Source organism: Corynebacterium kalinowskii, from assembly GCF_009734385.1.
GTDB classification, from domain to species: domain Bacteria; phylum Actinomycetota; class Actinomycetes; order Mycobacteriales; family Mycobacteriaceae; genus Corynebacterium; species Corynebacterium kalinowskii.
In genome coordinates, this window is record NZ_CP046452.1 from 68,734 (window position 1) to 89,440 (window position 20,707).

12 protein-coding genes and 2 pseudogenes are annotated in these 20,707 nt (G+C 58.2%); 10 read left to right on the top strand and 4 right to left on the bottom strand.

From position 1 onward, the window contains the following. Window positions 1–83 precede the first annotated feature (83 nt). The 4 genes from CKALI_RS00345 to CKALI_RS00360 all read left to right on the top strand — a co-directional run bounded on the left by CKALI_RS00345 (window position 84) and on the right by CKALI_RS00360 (window position 5,324). The gene (locus CKALI_RS00345) at window positions 84–1,565 is read left to right on the top strand and encodes an ApeA N-terminal domain 1-containing protein (RefSeq protein ID WP_156191417.1); all 1,482 of its coding nucleotides are present in this window, start codon (window positions 84–86) and stop codon (window positions 1,563–1,565) included. Window positions 1,566–2,066: 501 nt separating this feature from the next. Beyond that, window positions 2,067–2,294, top strand: coding sequence for a hypothetical protein (locus CKALI_RS00350; RefSeq protein WP_156191418.1), 228 nt, complete (start codon window positions 2,067–2,069; stop codon window positions 2,292–2,294). Window positions 2,295–2,562: 268 nt separating this feature from the next. Further along, window positions 2,563–3,579, top strand: a complete 1,017-nt coding sequence (locus tag CKALI_RS00355; protein WP_156191419.1) for a site-specific integrase — start codon at window positions 2,563–2,565, stop codon at window positions 3,577–3,579. Beyond that, entirely contained in the window at window positions 3,576–5,324 is a 1,749-nt protein-coding gene (locus tag CKALI_RS00360) for a hypothetical protein (RefSeq protein ID WP_156191420.1), read from the top strand. Before CKALI_RS00355 ends, CKALI_RS00360 begins: the two co-directional genes overlap by 4 nt. A 684-nt stretch (window positions 5,325–6,008) precedes the next feature. On the opposite strand, the gene CKALI_RS12185 is transcribed toward CKALI_RS00360, so the two are convergent. Then, on the bottom strand, window positions 6,009–6,629 hold the full coding sequence (locus CKALI_RS12185; protein ID WP_197079723.1) for a hypothetical protein: 621 nt from the start codon (window positions 6,627–6,629) through the stop codon (window positions 6,009–6,011). Here CKALI_RS12185 and CKALI_RS00370 point away from each other — a divergent pair. Both CKALI_RS00370 and CKALI_RS00375 read left to right on the top strand, forming a co-directional pair. After that, window positions 6,628–11,676 carry a hypothetical protein gene (locus tag CKALI_RS00370; RefSeq protein WP_156191421.1) on the top strand — a complete coding sequence of 1,683 codons (5,049 nt, stop codon included), beginning with the start codon at window positions 6,628–6,630 and terminating at the stop codon, window positions 11,674–11,676. The genes CKALI_RS12185 and CKALI_RS00370 overlap by 2 nt on opposite strands. Before the next feature lie 33 nt (window positions 11,677–11,709). Continuing rightward, window positions 11,710–11,907, top strand: a pseudogene (locus tag CKALI_RS00375) (AAA family ATPase); the annotation flags it as partial. A 58-nt stretch (window positions 11,908–11,965) separates the two neighbouring features. Here the strand turns inward: CKALI_RS00375 and CKALI_RS00380 are convergent. Next, on the bottom strand, window positions 11,966–12,676 hold the full coding sequence (locus CKALI_RS00380) for an IS6 family transposase (protein ID WP_156191422.1): 711 nt from the start codon (window positions 12,674–12,676) through the stop codon (window positions 11,966–11,968). 41 nt (window positions 12,677–12,717) lie between these two features. Between CKALI_RS00380 and CKALI_RS00385 the strand changes: the two are divergent. The 4 genes and pseudogenes from CKALI_RS00385 (at window position 12,718) to CKALI_RS00400 (ending at window position 19,260) form a co-directional block, all read left to right on the top strand. After that, window positions 12,718–14,011: pseudogene (locus tag CKALI_RS00385) on the top strand (IS3 family transposase). 711 nt (window positions 14,012–14,722) lie between these two features. Beyond that, window positions 14,723–17,680 carry a bifunctional diguanylate cyclase/phosphodiesterase gene (locus CKALI_RS00390; protein ID WP_197079725.1) on the top strand — a complete coding sequence of 986 codons (2,958 nt, stop codon included), beginning with the start codon at window positions 14,723–14,725 and terminating at the stop codon, window positions 17,678–17,680. Continuing rightward, on the top strand, window positions 17,673–19,082 hold the full coding sequence (locus CKALI_RS00395; protein WP_156191424.1) for a glycosyltransferase: 1,410 nt from the start codon (window positions 17,673–17,675) through the stop codon (window positions 19,080–19,082). The genes CKALI_RS00390 and CKALI_RS00395 overlap by 8 nt, the downstream gene beginning before the upstream one ends. Then, window positions 19,075–19,260: a hypothetical protein gene (locus CKALI_RS00400; protein WP_156191425.1), complete on the top strand. Its 186-nt coding sequence runs from the start codon at window positions 19,075–19,077 to the stop codon at window positions 19,258–19,260. The genes CKALI_RS00395 and CKALI_RS00400 overlap by 8 nt, the downstream gene beginning before the upstream one ends. A gap of 28 nt (window positions 19,261–19,288) precedes the next feature. On the opposite strand, the gene CKALI_RS00405 is transcribed toward CKALI_RS00400, so the two are convergent. Together CKALI_RS00405 and CKALI_RS00410 are read right to left on the bottom strand one after the other, a co-directional pair. After that, a complete protein-coding gene (locus CKALI_RS00405) occupies window positions 19,289–19,678 on the bottom strand; it encodes a hypothetical protein (protein WP_156191426.1) in 390 nt (129 codons plus the stop codon). A gap of 273 nt (window positions 19,679–19,951) precedes the next feature. Continuing rightward, window positions 19,952–20,698, bottom strand: coding sequence for an ABC transporter ATP-binding protein (locus CKALI_RS00410; protein WP_156191427.1), 747 nt, complete (start codon window positions 20,696–20,698; stop codon window positions 19,952–19,954). Window positions 20,699–20,707 lie beyond the last annotated feature (9 nt).

Consider the following 20,707-nt stretch of genomic DNA (forward strand, 5'->3'; position numbering starts at 1 on the left):
ATTTATGACGAAACGTGGTGCAGCTTAGATTTTCAAATTAACTTTCAGCAGAAAATTGTAAATGAGTGTCGCAGAGGAGCACGATGGCTGACGATCCCCTATATCTCGACAGGACCGGTGAATGGGCTGGTCTTTGGTGGCTTCCAGAGATCCCCGACGAGAAGGTCCCGGGCATCCTCCGGTACGATGCCAACGGCGGTCTTTCGCTGGCGCTGATCGGAGCTTTCGAGGATCGAGTTACATCGAATCCCTCGCCAGGGCTGACGGCGTACCACGAGGGCACCAGGACTTGGGACGTAATCCATGGTGTAGCCGAGCAGCGCGAGATTACCCTTTTTGACACCATTTCGATTAGTAGTAAGAGGACAATCGGAGCGCGGGTGAAGAGTCCGGCAAAGCAGACTGTTACCGCGTCGGTCGCGATCATCGGCGCGCATGTTCAGAGCGAAGACGACCCCGCATTCGCTGGGGCGGAGGTCTCAGTCGAGGATCTGGGTCGCTGGGCTGGATCTTCTGTGTTCGAAGGATTACTAGGCGCTCCCGACGGCAATTTCGATGGGACTGGAAGTATCTCGGTTAAGCCGGTCGAGGCGCAGTCGGTCCTAGTAGACGGCACCGAGTACCGTCTTGTGCACACGCACACGCTCCCGTACTTCGACCAGCGCAAAGGTGAAACAGTCGGACGTATGAGGGACACGGTCTCCATTCGCATTGTGCCGGCATCTCCGTTCTCGCTGAACGCTGCGTTGCACGAGGCAAGCCTCGTGCAGGACCTAATCTCCCTGGCGACGCATCAGTCGGCAGGAGTGATCTGGCTCCGAGTGGAGGTTGCACGGTCCGAGTCACAGCTGCCCGACGGACGGACTTTGCCGCGTCGACGTGAGGATGTGCTCTACTCGCCCGTTGCGCTGGGCAAGCATGATGCGAAGTCCGTCGATCATCACCGAATGTTTTTCACCTGCAATTCGCTCCCGTTCGAGGAGGTATTGCCCCGCTGGTGCGAGACCCATGTCCGCTTGCAGGCAGCGACCAACATGATCTTGGGCCTGCGCTACGCGCCCGCCCGCTTCGTCGAAAATAATCTCCTTACAGCAGTTGGTGCGGCTGAAGCGCTACACCGCAACCTCCGCATCGACGAAAAACCGTTCTCCAAAGCGGAATTTACGGCAATGCGCGGGGCTATGCTCGACCAGGTTCCTAGTGAGCATCGAGAAAGGTTCAAAGCAGCTATCCGCAACGATCCAACGCTCCGAGATCGGCTTCATGCCCTGGCCGCGCGACCCGATGAAGAAGCGATCGGGCAGCTTATTCCTGATTTCGACTATTGGGCGAAGAAGACGACGCGGGCCCGCAATGACCTCGCACACGAGGGGAGGACGCCAAACCATTCCTTTGAGGAGCTGGTCGCAATCGTTGAGGTGACAACCGCGGTTGTAATCCTGAATGTCTTGCAGGAATTGGGGCTATCTGCGGAGCGACAGCGAGAGATCGTGCTGACTCACCCAAAGCTCAGGCACACGGCAAGACTCTCCCGAGAGTGGTTGGTCCACTCAAACTCTTATTAATTATCCGACCTGTTCTTCCCATACCGGCTTTCAAGAGTAGTTCTCGCGCAAGGCTAGGCTTCGAAGTTTTGGGCCGGAGATCGGCGCAACTGACTCATCCTTGCTTTCTCAACGCTGTTTCGCCTCCGAATAGGGGTAGCTCCTCTAATTCTCGTATCGGCGCAATTTAGTCGGTGATGGTTTCACCGAAGCCACTCAACCTTCTCATCTGGATTCTTGGTGATCGCCAGTCGGAGCCACCGCCGCCAAGTATCGTGTGGCGCCCGCACTAGATTTCGCAGATCGTGGGCCTAGCCCTGCGATCTTCCGCTTCGTAGTGCTGTAGTTATGTAGTGCTGTAGAGACGTAGTTTTGTAGGTCTGTATGACAACACTACAACTGTAAAGGTGCAGGCAGGGGGCTGGAAGAGCTTGCGACTTGAAATCTGCTGCCTTACCGTATTCGGTACCGACCGGATTACACCGTTGTGATTCGGCGGTGACCCGAGTGGAGGAGGTGCAAATGGCAGAAATGATCGAGATTCCCGCGGCGCTTTACGGACGTGGGACGGCGCGTGTCGTACCAGTGGACAGCACGGTGCGGCTGGACGTCAAAATTTCCGCTCCCCTCATGCGGAAGTTGATGATCGAATCCAACTGCTCTGGTGTTCCTCTGACCAAGATTGTGGATCGACTGTTGCGGGCCGCCATTTCGCAGGACTCAGAGCAGGAGGAATTCCACACTCGGTAGTTGAAGTCAGCAGCATTGCTGCGTATGCAAAAACGGAGTCGAATCCGGCAAGATTCGACTCCGCGAAGATTGAAGCTCCGGCAAGAACTTCAATCACAATCCTCAAACCAGTGCTAACCAATTTGGAGGAGATGTGTCTATCTTGGCATGCCCAAATCAGTCACACAACCCTAAGACAACGTGTCCCCTTGTCGTGGGGGTGAGTTAGGTGGGGCGCTTTTCGAAAATGGTTGCGGCACCGACGCCGGAAAGTGCCCCGCGTCTTGATGTGTCCAAAAATGCCACCGATGTGGATTCCCTTAACGACCATGGGATCCAGTACGCGCGTCGCCGTCCCGTTATTACTGATCATGAGCGATTCGACAGGCTATGCAACTTTTCCATTAAACAGCCCAACGCTGAGCTTGCGATAGATGCGATTAAGCAGGCAGCCACCGTGTGGTGCCTGACTGAGAAGAAATCAGACAAACGCGATGCTGATGGTGTCAAGTTCTTAGCGACCTATCTTTACAAGGAGTCGCTGTATTGGGGTCAGATCGACCCGCGGCGAGCGTTGCAGCGTGCCACAGCGGAATCATGGCTTGCTTCCCAGTCTTTTGCTCCCACCAGTGCTAGGACGTACAAAGCTGTTCTTCATACTGCGGGTCGAGTACTGTACCCGGCAGAATTTCCGCCAGCCAATCGGTACAGCAATCCACGAGCAAAACCGGTCGACCCTGCGTCGGTCGAGCTCATTGATGAGTTGTACGGTGTCGCGGCGACACTGCCAGCCGTTCACCGATTGCGTTTGCAGTTGATTTTGGACTTGACGACTCAGGCGGGGCTGCGCTCGGCGGAGGTGCTTGATTTGCGGGGCAGTGATGTCACCGCACGAATCCTCGACACAGGCGAGCGCATAGCTCTTGTTCGTGTCCATAGGCGAGGGAAAGTCGATCGAGTCGTGCCGGTGATTTCCCCTGCTCGCAGCAAAAGGCTTCTTGACCACGCAAAAACTGTGGGGCGCGGGCACTTCTTCCCATCACCTTCGGGTGGCCGTCCATACAATTCGTCGGTTGCGAACGTCTTTCAGTATTTGCGTGAGCGGGGTTTTCCGTCTACGACCGTGGAGGCACTGCGGGCGCGTTGGCTGGTGGATCTTGCAAACTCGCCGTTGCCCGCGGCAGTGGTGTTCCAATTGGCCGGGAATTCGCATTATCGGTCCTTGGCGACCCACCATGACCATTTGATGTCGATGGAGCCGAAGGGTGTCGCTGAGCTTATGCTTCGGGCGCGGAGGTTGGCATGATCTCGATGCTGGAGCATGGTTTTGTCATCAAAGCGGATGTGTGGAGTCGCGCGCAGGAGGTCATCCGTAGAGGTCATGCCGCTGAATATATTGAGCAGATTAATGCCCAATATCGGGGCGCGGGAGGTCGTAAGGCTACTGCGGTGGTGCCCTCTATCGAGGCCGTGCTAACGGCGGGATTGGCGCTGATCATGATTGGTAAGCCGGCGTCGATTGCGGGTATTCATCGATTGTTATGTGAGTTAGAACCTGATCAACGCCTCGAGTGTGGGTTTGCTAAAGACGGTGCACTCCTTGCATATCCGGCGTTCGCGAATTGGCTGAATCGGCAGCTCGAGGTCTTTGACCCTGGTGCTGATCTTGTGGCGCGCCGCGTGCTCAATCACGTCCATCGACAGCAGCTTGCCGCGCGCACTGCGGAGCAGCGAGAAGCTAGTGAGCTTGCTCGCGAGCGTAGAGACGAGCTAGTCAACCTTATTGTTGCCGGCAGCGTCGATGATCGTTGCCCAGGTGGCTATGCCGGTGATGTCGTGGCCGATGAAACGATTATTGACCTCGCAGGCCCAAGTGAAGGCTTAGGTGTGCGGCCGGATAAGCAGCGCGCAGCTGCTTACGCGGGTGCGTATTACATGCGGGATAAAACGCATCAGCTAGGTACTGGTGAGAAAATGCGTGAGGTGACCAAGCGAGGTTTCGGTATTGGTGTCACAGCTGTGTCGAGGGTGGGGAGCGCCGATGACTTGTATTCGGTTTCTCCTGTGATTACCGCGATAAGTATTGACAAGCCTTCGCCTGGATCAACGGTTGCATTGGGTCGGGCTTTGCAGATGCATCAGGCGAATGGATTTGCAGCGTCGGTAAAAACAAAAGCTAACGCACGTTTGCCCTACTTATGTGTGGATATGGGGTATTCGGTGCGTCCTGATTTCACGACAGTCGTCCATGATCACGGTTTTGCTCCGGTAATGCGCTACCCCGTGTCGAGGCAGACCGTGTGGGCGAGTGAGAAACCTGAGTTTGGTTCTCAGTCGCCCGGTCCTGTACAGATCAACGGTGCCTTCTACTGTCCGGCGGCTTTGCCACTAGCACGACAGCGCCGGTTGGTTCGTCGGCTCAATGAGCTGCTTGATGAGCAGGACGGGTTCGAAGCCCATGACCAAGCACTACAGAAGCTTCTTCCTCTGTTGATGGGGACGAACTCGCGGCCCCTCAAGTTCGTCAGTAAGCGGAAACGATCCCCAGAAACTATCCCGACCTATCAGATCGATCTTGTGTGCCCAGCAGTGCAGGGGCGAGTGAAGTGTCCGCTGAAGCCAGAATCACTGATCATTGCTTTTGATCAGCCAGAGGTGAAACCGACATGGTCAGCTGATCGGTACCGGTGTTGTTCAAAATCCCAGATCCGGCACACGTACACGTCTGAGCAATGGAAGCTCGCGCAATGGGGGATGGTGCCGGGGTCATGGGAACATGCGATTTATTATGAAGCCGCGCGGAGTCTAACCGAGCAGCGTTTTTCGATCATGAAGTCGCAGCATTTGTCGGGGCGAGAGCATTTGAAATGGTCTCCGCGTCGAGAACCGATGATCAGTGTGATTATCGCTTTGTGGATTGCGGCCACCAACCTCGCGATTCAGGACAGTCACGTGGCAAAGGGGCCTCGTCCATCGTCGATTAAGAAACAGAAGCGACGTTTGGAACGCGATCTTGGTCGTCCGCTCATGAGCACCCCACCACGCACATAACGAAGTGTTGCCCTCCTGCAGTTGAGTTGAATCACGCAGGAGGGCTTTTCTGGTTCTTAAGTTCTTCGGGACTTCTGACGGCAAAAAATCGGTGAAGTTAATTTGAAGGCATGTATGCGTGGGCACACTTGACATGGGTTTACGCTCGGATCGCAACATTTCGGGTTGTTGGAAGGCGATCAAACGGGCTTTCGCGTTGATTTTCTACCAGGGGTTTTGTTGCGGGAAAATTCGGGACTTTTGATTTTTGACCTCGGTAGCAGCTTTGAAACTTTGGTGGTTGACCTAGGTTCGTGAACCGCTCACAGTGAGCGGTTCTCGAACTGCGACGGCCGGAGGTCACAAACTCGAAAGGGTATGTGACCTCCGGTTTTTCGTGTCCGGGCACGAGTGTAGTCAATTTTTGTGAATGCGGGAGTGTCTTGTGTAAGTCCCGGGGATGGGATGGCGTGCCGGCGTCCTTCCGTGATCCTGCCCACCCGGTCGATGAACCGTTCTGGTCGCCATTAGGTACGCCGGAACCACCATCACTAGAAGATGGCCAACAAGGAACTTTCACCGTGACCGCCAGGAATTTCTGCGAACTTGACGTGTCACACCGACCTACCAAAACTCACTAGGCAGGGTCCAGAAATCACGCCACTATAGCCGACTCACGGACCTCGTTCCGGTACTCAGTCGGGCTCAGACCAGTGAGTCGGCGGAACTGCTGGGCCGCATGAGCCTGAGCGCTCCAGCCGACAGCCTGGGTGATCTCCCGCACGGCAGATCAGTCTCACTCAACATCCGATTCATCTCCCGCACCCACAACCGAGTCAACAACCCGAGCGAATTGACACTCAGCTCCTCCACGAACAGTCCGCGGAGACGTGATGCGAACAGCCATGTGGGAGTGCCAAGCGTGCTGAGCGTGGCGATGAGGGCGAGTGCGTGCCCACCCAGGATTGCCAGGCGTGCGCGGCGCGTGCCGACGGTGTCGGTCAAGCTCCCACCGAGCAGCGCAGAGACCACGCCGACCAGCCTCACGATCAGAAGCAGAAGAGGAAGCAGTTTGTCGCTGCCCAGAAGCGTGAGGGTGATGGGACCGTGGTAGCTATAGAACATGAGCCCACTGGCGCAGCACAGGAAGATCGCGATGACCATGTGTGCCACGTGTGAGTTCTTCAACGGGCCGGGCCGCTCAACACGGCGACTGCGCTTCTGAACCGCACCTGCGCCGTCACTCCAGTTCTTCCCAGAGCACCAGTCGCAGACTGCTTCGTCGGCGGCTGGTGTTTGTCCCCGGCAAAGATATCCTTGAGTCATGATGACAGATCGTGCGGCGAGTTCCTACTCCACGGGTGGCGGTGGCGTCGTCCTGGAGCACCGCTACGCTGCGACCCTCCTCGCGCGATTGCTCGTCGGAGCACCTTGCGCAGAGATCGGCGACAACATCGAACTAACCAAGGTGCGCCTTCAGGCGAGTGACATCAGCGCCGTTGACGACATCGTCCTCGAGGGTAAAGCGCCCGACGGGGCCCTCCATCGTGCCTCTATCGGAGTTCGTCGCAATCCAGCCCTCAACGCCAGCGACACGGCCTCAGTTCCTCTCATTCGCGACTTCCTGGCGGTTGTCACGGAGCACTGGGACGAAGTGTCAGCTGGGCCATGGTCGCTGGTGCTGGCGGTGGCCGGGTCGAGACAGGCGTTCGGGCAGGTAGCGGCGCTCTCGGTGATTGCCCGGTCGGTTTCCAACGCCGACGACTTCGACGCCGCCGTGAATCGGACCGGAGCCGCCAACGCTCGTACACGGCAACGCCTGGCGCACCTGAAGGAGCTGGTTGTCGCCGCCGCGGTCGAGGACATCGACCTAGCCGACCTCGGCGCGGACGAGCTCGTTTGGAGACTGCTGTCGAGCCTGTCCGTTCGCACCTTGAGGCTTGAAGGAACCGACACATCTGACCGATCGTCTGCTGTCGCAGTCCTCCAGGGGGCCGTCCTTGATGGAACGTCGGCAACGGCAGAGGCCGTGCTGCACCGGCTTGCTGAACTCGTCGACGAGTACGCCCCGTCTGGCGCGCAGGTGGCGGGTGCGATGTTGCGCCGCCGCCTTACTACCTATCCGCTGAAGCAGTTCGGGCCTCACCAACGCGCCTGGGCGATCGTCGAACGACTCGATGGTCTCCTACGCCAGCAGACCCGTTCGACCATTTCTGCTGGGACCGAGTCGGTTCATCTTCAGCGCGACGAAGCTGTCGAAGCGCTCCGGCGGTCGATGGAGGCCTGTGCCGATGCAGGCGGGCTGCTCATAGTGACGGGCGAGCCAGACGTCGGCAAGTCTGCGCTCTCGGTCGCAGTCGGGGACTTGCTGCGCGCCAACGGAGCGTTCGTCGCGGGTATGAGCCTCCGAGACGTTCGCGGCAGTGTCCTTGAGTTCGAGGGTCAACTCGGCGGAGTGGCTCTGGCTGACCTTTTCGGCGGCGCGCCGACCGCCACGGCGCGGCTGCTCGTGATCGACGGGTGCGAAGCAGTCTTGGAGGGCCACGAGTCGCTCTTCACGGAGCTGGCTGCGTCCGCAATGAAACAATCCATCGGCGTCGTGGCAGTGACGCGGTCCGACGGGGCGAAGTTCGTGGAGGCTGTATTGCAGCGGGTGGCCGATACGGTGGATCCCCTGCAGAAGGTGCAGACCCATGTGGTCCAGGAACTCACCCAGGCAGAACGCGCGCTACTCGCCGAACGCATCCCCGGGCTAACCCGAGTCAACGAAAACGCCAAATCCAACTGGTTGCTTGGGCGCCCGGGGCTGGTCGACGCCTTACTGCGTTCCGGCCGGCCCATCGAGCCCGATCGTCTCCTCTGCGAGGCGGACGTCTACGTCGCCGTTTGGAACGGCCTCGTGCTCCGCGATGGGACGCATAGACCGGGTACTGCGCCGCCCGAGGAGCGCGAAGACGCAACCCTCACGGTCGCTCGGCGGCGTCTCGGCGCGCAGGAGGCAAATCCTACTTCCGCCGCCGTCAGGGAGCTGCGTTCCGACGGGGTCTTCCGTGCCGACGCAAACCCTGCCCTCTCTCAAGGGCCTGACTTCTCGACAGACCTGTACCGCGACTTCGCGTTATGCAGACTCTTCCTGAAAGTCGGATGGACGCCACTCACCGAGAACGCGGCTCCCCGCTGGACGATTCGGGCAGCGAGGTTGGCGTGCGAAGCGCGCCTGGCGAACCTAGGTGATCGAACACGCCGTCAAGTCTGGGATGAGCTGGCCGAGGAGTTCAACGCCATAGCCGTTGGCGAAGGGATCCGATGGAGAGAGGTCCCCGTCGAAGCCCTCCTAACCGTCGGCGATGCACGCCAAGCGATCGGGGAGCTCTGGGACGTACTCCAACGAGGAGAGGATCTCGACGCGCTGTTGCGCCTCGCGGCTTCGCGATACGGAGGCGTGTTCGGTGACCGGTTCGCATTGGCTCCCATTGTTGAGGTTGCCTTCTGCGAAGGTAGAGACCTCGGGCGGCCGCAGGCTGGCACGCGCGACACTCAGCACAAACGTGTCCAGGAACTGGTACTCGCGTGGTTGCGCGGCATGGCTCACGCCGGCGCAGGTCCTGACCCTCTCCGTCAGCGAGTGCGTGAAACCATCCTCGGACAGGACCGGCCCCTGTATGACGAGTTCGCAATCCAAGCTCTAGCCGCACTGGGTGAAGATCTCAACGATGCCGCTGCCTCGTGGCTGCGCACAGTCGCGCGCGAGCGGCCGAATTCACTTCGCGAGATACCCGAGTCACCGTCCTCGGCGCTCGCTTTGGCGTCAATCGACCCCGACCTCCTCCTTGAACTCACCGAGGCCTACTACATCGAGCAGCCCCAACCAGAAGACACTGAACTCGGATGGGTCGGCCTGCGGGGCCGCAGCCATCTCGACGACGGGATCCGCGACTTCGGACATGGCAACAAATTCGGGTTCGGGCCGCCTAGCGCCGCCTGGTACTTCGGGCCCTTCTTCAGGCTGCTGAACCTAACGCCACTCAAGACCATCGCATTCATAAACCGGATGCTCAACCAGGCGGCTTTCTATCGCGTCACAGACGAGACCCAGACTGTGACCGCAGACGTTGACTGGAGCAGCTATCCGGGCGCGTCGCTGCATCTGACCGCCAAGAGCGGGCCACGACACTACGTTGGAGACTCCCACGTGTGGAGTTGGTACCGTGGCACCAGTGTCGGTCCCTACCCGTGCATGAGCGCCCTCCTTGCGCTCGAACGCTTCATCGACCACTTACACAACGAAGTTGAGATTCCATTGGCCCCGATCGTCGATCTCCTACTGGAGGACTGCCACAATCTCGCGATTCCCGGCCTGCTCCACGGGTTCTTGACCCGACACCTCGACGAGGCGGGAGACCTCCTCGACCCGTTTCTCGCCGACGTGACCGTCTGGCACTTGGAGATTGGGCGCGTGACGACTGAAAGGGCGTTCACCGTGCGAGACCGTGACGCCGATATGCTGGCAGGCCAGGACAAGCGCAGATACTCGCCTCACGAAACTGTCGGCTGGATGGTCGTCAACGCACGCGCGACCGGCAACCAGGCACGTCTCGACCAACTTCGCGCAGTCGGCTCAAGACTACTGGAGTCGGCTCAACGGAATGTTGACGCCGAACAAACAGTGGCATCGGAACCAGACCCTGCCGAGGCAGCTCTGACGAGAGAAGGACCGGAACAGTACCTGGCGATGATCGGCAGCTGGGCCGCGGAGTTCAGCGCCGAGAACTACGAGGCATCGGTCGTCGACGGCGGCGTCGTCGTTCAGTTCGGGCGTCCGGCAGAACTCGAAGCTGCACTAGCGCCAAGCAACGCCGAGATCAAGGCTACGCAGGCGTTCTTGCGGCTGCAGCTCGCATACGCGTTGAAGAACGAGACACCTGAGGCATGGCCGGTTGACTCGATCACTGCGGACATTGCCGAGGCGAGACGTCTCATGGATGAGAGCTCGTCCGCGATGCTTAACCGGCACGAAAACCCCGTCGTGGCGGTCGCGGCCGCAGGCCTGCGCGCGCACGCTCTGGGCCTCGCGACACTAGAACTGACCGAGTTGAACTGGGCGGTCGATATAGTTCTCACTGCAGCTGAAGAGCCATGGATAGATAGTTTCAGCTCCTCCTCTAGTCTCTTCTCCATGGGCGCCGACCGTGCCGCAGCCATCGCGGTGCCGCTTCTACTCCTGCCGGTCTTCGAGCACCTGGACGTGGACGCCGGTCGCCTTCAACGAGCCTTGATCTCGTTGGCGACGAGCATCTACGACGAGGTTCGCACCGCCTTCGCGAAAGGGACGGCGCCTGTCTGGGCAGCCGACTGCGCCACCAGCGAGGGGACGGTTTGCACGCGACACGAACCGCTGTGGGAGGCCATCCAGGCCTGCATTTCGACCGTTCGCCTAGGGCCATGGGAGTACGAAACGCAACGCCGACAACCTATCCCACTTGAGGGTCCCTTTGAGCAGACACTACTGACAGTCCCCGGCGACGAACTCTTGGTCAACCGTCTCCGCATGCCAGTGGTCTGCAACCACGCCGCGCTCTCGTCTCAATGCACGGCTGCACGCGCGAAACTCCTCGCTAACCCGCTTTGGGACGCTCACCTGCGAGCTCTCGATCACGCCTGGCGCGGGAACTACGACCACCTGGGCGAACGCCATCACGAGCTCATCGCACGCCTGTTCATCCAGCTTGCAACCGAAGGAGACAGGGAAGCGCTCAACGCGCACCTCCGCCTTTTCGCGTCGAACGCACACGCCCTTCATCTGTTGCTTCACAGCTTCGCAACCGCGTTCAGCTACGACGACGAACTGCGCCCCCTGCTGGCCGAGTTCTGGCCGCCATTAATGGTGACGGTTCTCGACGAGATCGACACAGGCACGAGCCTGATCGACGACTCCACCTCGTGGCACGACTACGCGATCTCCGCACTACTTCCTGTACCGCAGATCAAGCCGGAAGACCTTGACCCCGGTGCAACGCTGAACAGCTGCAGAGCTTCTTGGGCACCGCCCGACGCCTTCGAAGGGGTGGTCGATCGATGGCTGGCCATTGGGAAGGGCGAGCCGAAGTGCGCCGAGTCCGTGGCGAAGTTCGCCCGGACGGCCCCGACCAGTTGGCAGGCAACAACCGGACTCGTCTGGTTGGAGAGCGTGCTTCACGGAAGGTTCGGCGCGTTCGCAAACCGCATATGGTTCGTGACCAACTGGCTAGAGGAGCTACGCGCCTCCGCAGCTGTGGTGGGCCCGCCACTCGCCCGCTACCGCCGTATCGTGGACGGACTCGCCGCGGCTGGCGATTCGGCGTCGGTAGTGCTCCAACAGCTTGAAGAGAGTTAGTCGCTCATCCGGCGGCGGTGCCTCAACCCGACTGAAGAAGCCCTGGGTATTGCCATGGCTCTGGCCAGGCAGCCGAAGCTGCTTATCCTCGACGAGCCGACCAACGGGCTCGACCCTGCCGGTATCGAGGAGATCCGTGAGTTGTTGCGGCGACTTGCCGATGGGGGAGTGACCGTCATGGTCTCCTCCCACCTGCTCAGTGAGGTTGATAGGTGCTGTTGCAAAGTTGGGCGGAGAGCAGCGAAGACTCAGTTTCTCATTCCCTGATGGCCGCTGCGTGTGGGCGTTCTCAGGCCGTCTCGAACACCCGGTTGACGATCACCGCGTCCGGGTTCGGTTGCCCGTAGGCAAACATCGTGCCCTGGCCTTTCCGCAATGAGTGCATCGCCTCCATCCCTTTCAACGTCCGATATGCAGATGTCCGGTTCTTAAACGCGCCCTTCGGCCCCAGGATTCGCTTCAGCCGCCCATGATCTCCCTCCAGAACGTTGTTCAGGTATTTCACCTGCCGGTGCTCCACTGTTGGCGGGCAGATTCCCTCTGACTTCAACTCGGCGATTGCCCTGGCCAGGGAGGGTGCTTTATCGGTGTTGATCACTCTGGGATACCCGGCTGACGCATTGGATCTGAGGGCCTTGGCCAGGAAACGCTTCGCTGCGGCCACGTTACGCTTTGGGGACAGGTAAAAATCCAGGGTATGCCCGCCCGCGGTGATCGCCCGATAGAAGTAGCACCACCTGCCGCCGACCCGGATATAGGTCTCATCCACCCGCCAGGACCTGGCCTGCCAGTCAGGTACCTGCCGGTACCACCGTGTTTGCCTGTCCAGCTCAGGGGCGTATTTCTGGACCCAGCGGTAGATCGTGGTGTGATCGATCGGCACGCCCCGCTCGGTCATCATTTCCTCCAAGTCTCGGTAGCTCACCCCGTAGCGGCAGTACCACCGCACCGCCCACAGGATGACCTCGCGAGGGAAATGACGACCCGAGAAGATACCCATGGCTGTGATTATTTCACGCAGGTCTTCCTGTCGCCCGAACTTTGCAACAGCACCAGGCTTGGGGTATAAGGCAGCGGCACGTCGGCTTGGTGTTGCTTTTGGTCCGGTGCGAGTGCTTGCACGCCGGTTTACGCTTCATGGCAGGCTATGTCTTGTGGAGAAGCCAACCAAGCAGCAGTATTCCTTCGAGGTGAAGAAGGAAGTCGTTGACCGATTCAATGCTGGCGAGTCCAAGATGGACCTTGCCCGTGAATTCGGCCTGTCGTCCGACCAGCTTGCCACGAGTTGGGTGCGTGCCTGGCGTGCTGGTGGCGATGAGGCGTTGCGGCCTAAGCCGAAGGGACGTCCGAAGGGTAGTTCATCTTCGAAGGTATTGACTGAGGAAGATCGGCTGCGTCGCGAGGTAGAGAAACTGCGGGCAGAAAACGCGTATTTAAAAAAATTGCGGGACTTGAGGAACCAGCGACGAGGCTAAAAGCCGAGGCTATCGTCATCCTCAAGTCGGACCACTGCCTGGATGATCTTCTTGTTGCGGCCAGTCTTGCCAGATCAACATTTTTCTATCACCAACAACGCCTCACCAGGGCCGATAAGCATGCCCAGCTCAAACAAGCAATCATCGAGGTCTTCGAGCGTATGAACCGTCGTTATGGTTACCGGCGGGTGCATGCTCAACTCCGACGGGAAGGATGGGCGGTCAACCATAAGCTGGTCTACAAGCTCATGGACCAGCTCGGGTTGAAGTCAAAAGTCAGGGTGAAAAAGAAGTACAACTCCTACAAAGGCACAGTTAGCCACATCGCAAGCAATGTGCTGGATCGACACTTCACACCCGATGAGCCAAATATGGTGTGGGTAAGTGATGTCACGGAGTTTCGGGTTGCCGGCACCAAGGTCTACCTGTCGCCGATCATGGACTTATGTGATCGGTCGATCGTGTCGTATAGCGTGTCTACCTCACCGAATACAGCGTTGACAGCACAGTCGTTGCAGGATGCCATTGAAAAAGAATCGCCTGCTAAAGGACTGATTGTGCATACCGATCAAGGGTTCCAGTACCAGCATTCCAGCTGGCGCGGCCTGATCACGGGTACCGGCGGCACGCAGTCTATGTCGAGAAAAGGCAACTGCTACGACAATGCTGTAATGGAGAACTTCTTTGGGCATCTCAAGTCGGAGATGTACCACGGTGAATCATTCACCAGCCTCGAGGAATTCTCGCATGCACTTGATGAATACATCCGCTGGTACAACAACGAGCGCATCCAGAAACGACTCAAGGGTCTGACCCCGATGCAGTATCGGAGCCAGACCCTTGAGCCTCTAACCGCCTAGAATTAAACCAGTCCAACTTTCGGGGGCCAGTCCATTTAGGTCGGGGCTTTCTTGTTTTTGGATCCTTAAGCCGGTGATTCCTCATATGTAAAACACAATAGTTCGAGTAGAAAAACCTCTACATCGGTACGAATGAAGAAAGTAGAACAGTTTCTACACGCAATATCGGGTTTCACATATCGGGTTCATCAATTCACGCTTAGGCCAAGCCCTACAAATACGCTGTGCGAATGATTCAATCAGTCTGCGGCAGTCCGAACGTGGGGGTGGCGATTGCCGTCGATAAGCGCGATCACTAGGTTGGGGCCGCACTCCCATGCCACCTCCCACCCCTGGTCGCGACGGCAGAGCACAGGGTGGCTGTCGAAGGTGAGATCGGACCATGCATAATTTGCGGCGAGTACTAAGTCCTCAGTTCGCAGTCTAAACTCCGGCAAGCTTAGCGAGCGAAAATTGATAATCGCGGACATAAGCGCAGGTCGATCGGACTCGGTCGCCGTCGGATCGATGGCAAACGGTACCTCCCGACTCACAATGGGAAGGTGAATGGGCGTAGTGAAAAGGAACGGGTAAGTGTAAGTTACAGGGCCAATTTCAGGAATATTATTAATCACAGCTGATAAGGCTAGTCGAGTTTATGCAACGCGGTGAATGAATTCCTGCAAAGTGGGTAATAGGCAAACTATTGGAAATGTAGATATTATTTTTCCTATGGTTTCGAAACCGACAGCGCTGGGAATCACGCCAGTGCCCGTACTCTTTCATGTGTTGTTCGCGCTTGCGTATCTAGTATCTGTCATCTCGACACTCAAAGTTGATGTGTCGGATCCGTTCTATTCCACAATCTGGGTACCAGCGGGTATTGCTGTGTGGTGGGCGGTGAAATGTCGCACCCGCGCTGAACTGATAGCTGCGCATGCCTTTGTGTTCTTCACCATCGTCACGGTTTTCCATGTTGTTGAACATCGTGGGGCAATTTCAGTCGTTCTAACTGCGACTTCTCATGTGTTGGCTGGCCCGTGCGTGCGCTTTTTCATGGCGGCAATTGATCGGATTCGTTTCGGTGGCCAGTGGATTTCGAGCAGACAGCGATCGCCCCTGGATCGCATCGTGTTCCCGAGTGATGTCTATCGCCTCCTGCTGGGGTCATTCGTAGGAATCGCGCTGTCCAAACTGTTGGCACTTGTCCGAATCTCTTATGATGGTGGCGCCGTCACAGCGGCGACATTTGCTAGCTTGTATCTGCGCGATCTCGCCGGAATCATCACGGTCGCTGGAGCAGGACTTGCGATCTTTTCGGCGACCAAGCGCACCCTCAACGCAGCTAAGCTGCTTGAACTGCTGATCGTCACTGGGATAACTGGTGTGCTCATGTGGTTTGTGTTCAGCCCGTCCCGCCTTCTGCCAATCGTCTACCTGGTGATGTTGCCACTGTTTTGGAGCGCGACCAGGCTCGATGTGTCACTGGCGACCTTGCACGCGGTGATCACTGCATTTGGAGCGTCAGTACTTGGTTATCTCAATGGTGGTGCGGCTTTCGCAGCGATTGATCATCCGTTGTCGCACGTTGTGGCCATCCGCCTGTTCATCATCATGTGTATCTTGTTGTCCCTGGTGGTTTCGACCACGGTTCAACAGCGCATGGCGTTGGTCGCAGACCTGGAAGCCTTAGTGAAGACGATTCCCGATGCGCTCATCACGGTGGACAGAAATGGTGATGCCTCTATGCTCAATTTGGCAGGCCGAAATGTCGTAACGAGCAACACCGATGGCAGCTTCAGCAAGCGCCCATTGCGACGTGTGAATGGCTCAACACTTAAAGATGAGGAAAGCCCGAGCGCTCGGTCGCTGCGCGGGGAACAGGTGCATCTCGCGATGGTGAAGCTGGCTGACCCACACAATGACCTCGAAAAGCAGCGCATCTACGCTGTAAGTTCCTCGCCGCTCTATGACACGGATCCGACCGCCCCCTCCCGCGCTCTGGTGCTCTATCACGACACGACCGAGGAGTACCGCGCCGTTAAGAAGGCTCGACAGGCTCACGAAGAAATGGTGAATCTTTTCGAAAGTGCCCCGCAGGGCATTGCAACCGTGTCCCTTGACGGGTGCATCATCGATGTCAATCGTGCGTTCACCGAGCTATTGCAGCTGCCAGCGCAGGAGATGATCGGAAGTCGAATCGCTGAGATCACCAGCAACGAGAGCTTTGGCAAACAGGTCGAAGAGGCCCAGCGCGAACCTGGACGCCTTTTCGAGGGTGATTATCCAGTGCAGTGTGCCGATGGCAGTGAAAAGATCGTCGCAATCTCCATCCGGCATCTCGTGCCTCAAGAATCTGCCAGTGAGGTACTCCTGGTCAACGCGGTTGATATCACTGAGCGCCAGGAACTGCACAACACGATTACGCATATGGCCGAACATGATTCGCTGACTGGACTGCTCAACCGTCGTGCCTTCACTCGTGAGTTGAACAACTTGGTAGACGAGAGCACAGAAGAGCAGCGTGACTTTTCCCTGCTGCTCATTGACATGGACAATTTCAAAGCCGTCAACGACAGCTTTGGACACCACACAGGTGACATCATCCTGATCGAGTTCGCCGAAATATTCCGCGAATGTGTGGGAGAGAATGGAATTATTGGACGCTTAGGTGGCGACGAATTTGTAGTCGCGCTCCCGGACACTGATCGCACCAGAGCCGAAGCGATAGGCGAGGCGATTGCCAGTGCGACACGCGAGAACTTCCACGGCAGAGGCGGAGCAATTCAGGATGTGACCGTGAGCATCGGCATCGCCACGCTTTCCGAAGCCATGGCCCGCGGCACCAAGGTACTCCAGCTCGCTGACGATTTGATGTACCAAGCAAAACACGCCGGACGAAACACCTTCGCAACTGTGGCGAGCTCAGAAACGCAAAGATCCATGATGGAGATTCTTGAAACTGGCGCCTTCGACATCCATCTACAGCCGGTGTATGACATTCGCGGCCGACGGATCATATCCGCGGAAGGCCTAATGCGCTTCACCGATCCAGCAATAAAAATTGGCGTCATGGACTTCCTGGCCGCCGTTGGCCGGGCAGGACGCTGTTCTCAGCTCGATGCCCTGGTGCTGCAAAAGGGGATTAGTTTGATTCCTCGCTTACAACAGGTGTGTCCAGACTTCCGCTTGTCACTCAACATTTCGCCACAGTCAGTGGAACGACCTGAGTTCCCTCAGTTGGTCATCGATGAGCTAGACAAGCACCAGGTGAAGCCGGGCTCTCTCATTTTGGAGATCACGGAAACTGATGCGGTGGAGAACTCTGAGGTAACTACGGTGTTCCGGGAACGTCTACGGGAGCGTGGTGTCTACCTTGCAATTGATGACTTCGGCTCCGGACACCACCATTACCGGTCGCTGAAGACCATGGGTTTTGACACCATCAAAATCGATGGTGACTTTGTGCAGGGTTGTGCAACCAATGACGTCGATAAGGCGATTGTGGCGTCGATCGTTCACCTAGCCCAAGCGCAAAGTATGAAAACTGTGGCAGAGTACGTATCTGATGGACACATCTACAATTGTGTTTCTGAACTCGGAGTCGACTTTGCCCAAGGTTTCCATATTGGTGCTGCAGTGCCAGTCGACACCTTCATTTCTACACACCTAGTTGGTACACATGAATAAATTCGAAATGGGCCGGATCGTCGGCATTGGAGTTGTGGGACTGGCCGCCATGGCTATGCTCATGCTCTGGCTGGCCATCTGGCTGTTCGATCCCGGTCAGCCACACCCGACCACCGCGCGCCTGTTTGACCGAATTTCGGTGACCTACGACAACTACATGCCACCTATCGGTGTGCTCATCGCAGCAGTCACGGTGGCCATGGTCTTCGTAGTCATTGGCGTGACGGTGGAACGGACTGTCACGAATCACTACCGCCGATCCGTCAAGCCTGATCAGATTCCGCTGGCGCCACGTGTCGTGATGGCAGAGACCCGGGGTGTGTTCCACGGAGAAGTGACCATCACTGTCCTGGTTCCGGCGCACAACGAAGAGGAACGAATCTCGGCAACGATCGAAGGCCTGATGAGCCAAAACGATCCACCCGAGCGCATCATCGTCGTCGCCGATAACTGCACGGACGCTACCCCGGACTTGGCGCGAGCCGCTGGGGTAGAGGTATTCGAGACGGTGAACAACAAGGCGAAAAAGGCTGGTGGCCTCAACCAGGCCTTGCGGGATTTGCTCCCCACGCTCGGCGACAATGACGTGGTGATGATCGTCGACGCAGATACTGTCCTAGACCAGGGTTTTCTCACTGAAGCTCGTCGTCGCTTTACCAACGATCGCGCGCTCATGGCTGTGGGTGGCCTGTTCTATGGTGAGCCGGGCGCGGGTTGGCTCGGCCAATATCAACGCAACGAATACACCCGGTATAGCCGTGACATCCGGCGTCGACAAGGGCGCGTGTTCGTGCTCACTGGCACCTCCTCAGCGTTTCGCTCCCGGGCGCTGCGCACCGTCGCCGAGTCCCGCGGCACGCTGCTCCCTGGCCGCAAGGGAGACGTCTACGATACCGCTGCACTCACCGAAGATAACGAGCTAACCCTGGCGCTGAAATCTCTTGGTGGTCTTATGGTATCACCTACCGAGTGCTCGGTGGTAACCGAGGTCATGCCGACGTGGAAGGAGCTGTGGCACCAGCGCCTCCGCTGGCAGCGTGGCGCGCTGGAAAACCTCGGCGCGTACGGCGTGACACCACAGACCACCAGGTACTGGTTCCAGCAGCTCGGCATCGGCTACGGCGCGGTAGCGCTGTTCGCGTACTTCGCTGTCATTGCAATTACGCTCCTGGCTCACGGCCAATGGGTGTGGTACCCGTACTGGATGTCTCTTGGCATGGCCTTCATGATCGAGCGACTGGTGACCGTGTGGCGGTCAACGTGGTTCGCCCGCTTCGTCGCCATGCTGCTCATTCCGGAACTGATCTATGCCACATTCCTCAACATCGTCTTCCTCAAGGGCGTGCTCGACATCTTGCTAGCCAAGCAGGCGAGCTGGGGTCAGGAGGTGGAAAATGTTTGAGTCCATCCTGACGTCCGAATGGTATTCGGTGCTAGCCGGCTTCGTCGCGATCAACACCTCCATGTACGTGATTCTCGCGATCATCAAGGCCCTGCCCAAGATCGACGTCCGCGCGCTCCTGCCGCGTCGCTACGAACGCTCCGAAACCCGCAGTATCTACCCGGATGCCAAGCCCTAAGCAGGCTTATCGACGCCCCTCGGCCGCGTTAACGCGCCGGTAGTAAGCCCAACCCTAAGCACCCGATCCCCAGGGCCGCAGCAGTAGGAGCCATGGTGGTGCGCTCGAAACGGGTTCCGGCCACTTGCATGGCCACGCTGGCCAAGAATAGGCCGCCGAGAACTTTGAGCGATGTTCGTTCGACGGAACTAATGGGCCCGAACGCGCCGGTACCTCGCGCGATCAGGTAGCCGACAGGCAGCAGCGTTCCCGCGCTGCCGATCGCGATTGCGCGACCTGCCTGCGCAGATTCGACGCGACCACCATTGACGTCCAAGTGCGACAGCGATCCAGTGGCCACCCTGGCGTGGGTGGCCATGGTGACTGACCAGCCGATGAGTGCGAGTGAGCCCGACAACAACCCAATAGTCTTCTGCATAACAGAAATTCTAGAGTGAGCTACTTGCTTTCGCCCGGCCACAAGCGGTGTTGCTTAAGGTCAGCGAGCACGGTCTTCGCATCCGAAGCCACTGGCTTGAAGTGACGCTTCGCCTCAGACAGCAGGATCTCCGCCTCTGTTAGATCCGGGGTGTCCAGCTCAATCAGACTGTCGAATTGTCATCGGCTGGTTGACGCACCGTTCGGGCAGCGTGCTGACTGCCATCTTGGTTCATGCGGTGACCAATGTGGAGGTCGTCCTGCTGTTCGTTTCCTAAAACGACTGCCCAGCCAGCCACTCCAGAGTTCGCTCGTGCCGGGAATCGGCGCTGTCCGCAGTCCACGGTCCTGGGGTGAGCGAGTCCACGATCAACCCATCGCGCAGGTAGATGATGCGATCCGCATAGGAGGCACACCGTGGATCGTGGGTAACCATGACGATCGAGGTGCCGAGGTCCCGGACGTCGATAAGCGCTGCTAAAACCTCCTTTGTCATTGCGGAGTTGAGGGCGCCGGTGGGTTCGTCGGCGAAGAGAATGTCGGGGGAGGTGATCAGCGCGCGGCACAGGGCGGCGCGTTGGAGCTGGCCGCCGGAGACCTGGTTGATGGCGTGGGTGGCCACGTGCGTGATGTCGAAACGCTCCATCAGCGCGTCCACCCGGGCATCGACATCCTGGTGTCCTGCCTTAAGGCCGGGGAGCGCGATGTTGTCGCGGATGGAGAGGTTCTCCAGGAAGTACGCCTGTTGGAAGACAAATCCCATGCGGGCCAGGCGGACTGCGGACAGTTGAGACGGCTTCAGCGCCGTGAGCTCTTCGTCTCCAAGCCACACCTGCCCGGAGGTGGGGGCATCCATGCCGCTAATGGCATAGAGCAAGGTGGACTTTCCGGAGCCGGAGGCACCCATGATGGCGAGGAACTCGCCGGGTTCCACGTCGAGCGAGATGCCACGCAGTACTTTGACCGGTGGGTCGGAGGTTGCGAATTCTTTTGTAACCTCGGAGGCTTTGAGCAGAGGCATTGTTACTCC

Coding starts and splice junctions, on each gene's coding strand:
- CKALI_RS00345 (WP_156191417.1), top strand. CDS start 84: ATGGCTGACGATCCCCTATATCTCGACAGGACCGGTGAATGGGCTGGT.
- CKALI_RS00350 (WP_156191418.1), top strand. CDS start 2,067: ATGGCAGAAATGATCGAGATTCCCGCGGCGCTTTACGGACGTGGGACG.
- CKALI_RS00360 (WP_156191420.1), top strand. CDS start 3,576: ATGATCTCGATGCTGGAGCATGGTTTTGTCATCAAAGCGGATGTGTGG.
- CKALI_RS00370 (WP_156191421.1), top strand. CDS start 6,628: ATGATGACAGATCGTGCGGCGAGTTCCTACTCCACGGGTGGCGGTGGC.
- CKALI_RS12185 (WP_197079723.1), bottom strand. CDS start 6,629: ATGACTCAAGGATATCTTTGCCGGGGACAAACACCAGCCGCCGACGAA.
- CKALI_RS00380 (WP_156191422.1), bottom strand. CDS start 12,676: ATGGGTATCTTCTCGGGTCGTCATTTCCCTCGCGAGGTCATCCTGTGG.
- CKALI_RS00390 (WP_197079725.1), top strand. CDS start 14,723: ATGGTTTCGAAACCGACAGCGCTGGGAATCACGCCAGTGCCCGTACTC.
- CKALI_RS00395 (WP_156191424.1), top strand. CDS start 17,673: ATGAATAAATTCGAAATGGGCCGGATCGTCGGCATTGGAGTTGTGGGA.
- CKALI_RS00400 (WP_156191425.1), top strand. CDS start 19,075: ATGTTTGAGTCCATCCTGACGTCCGAATGGTATTCGGTGCTAGCCGGC.
- CKALI_RS00405 (WP_156191426.1), bottom strand. CDS start 19,678: ATGCAGAAGACTATTGGGTTGTTGTCGGGCTCACTCGCACTCATCGGC.
- CKALI_RS00410 (WP_156191427.1), bottom strand. CDS start 20,698: ATGCCTCTGCTCAAAGCCTCCGAGGTTACAAAAGAATTCGCAACCTCC.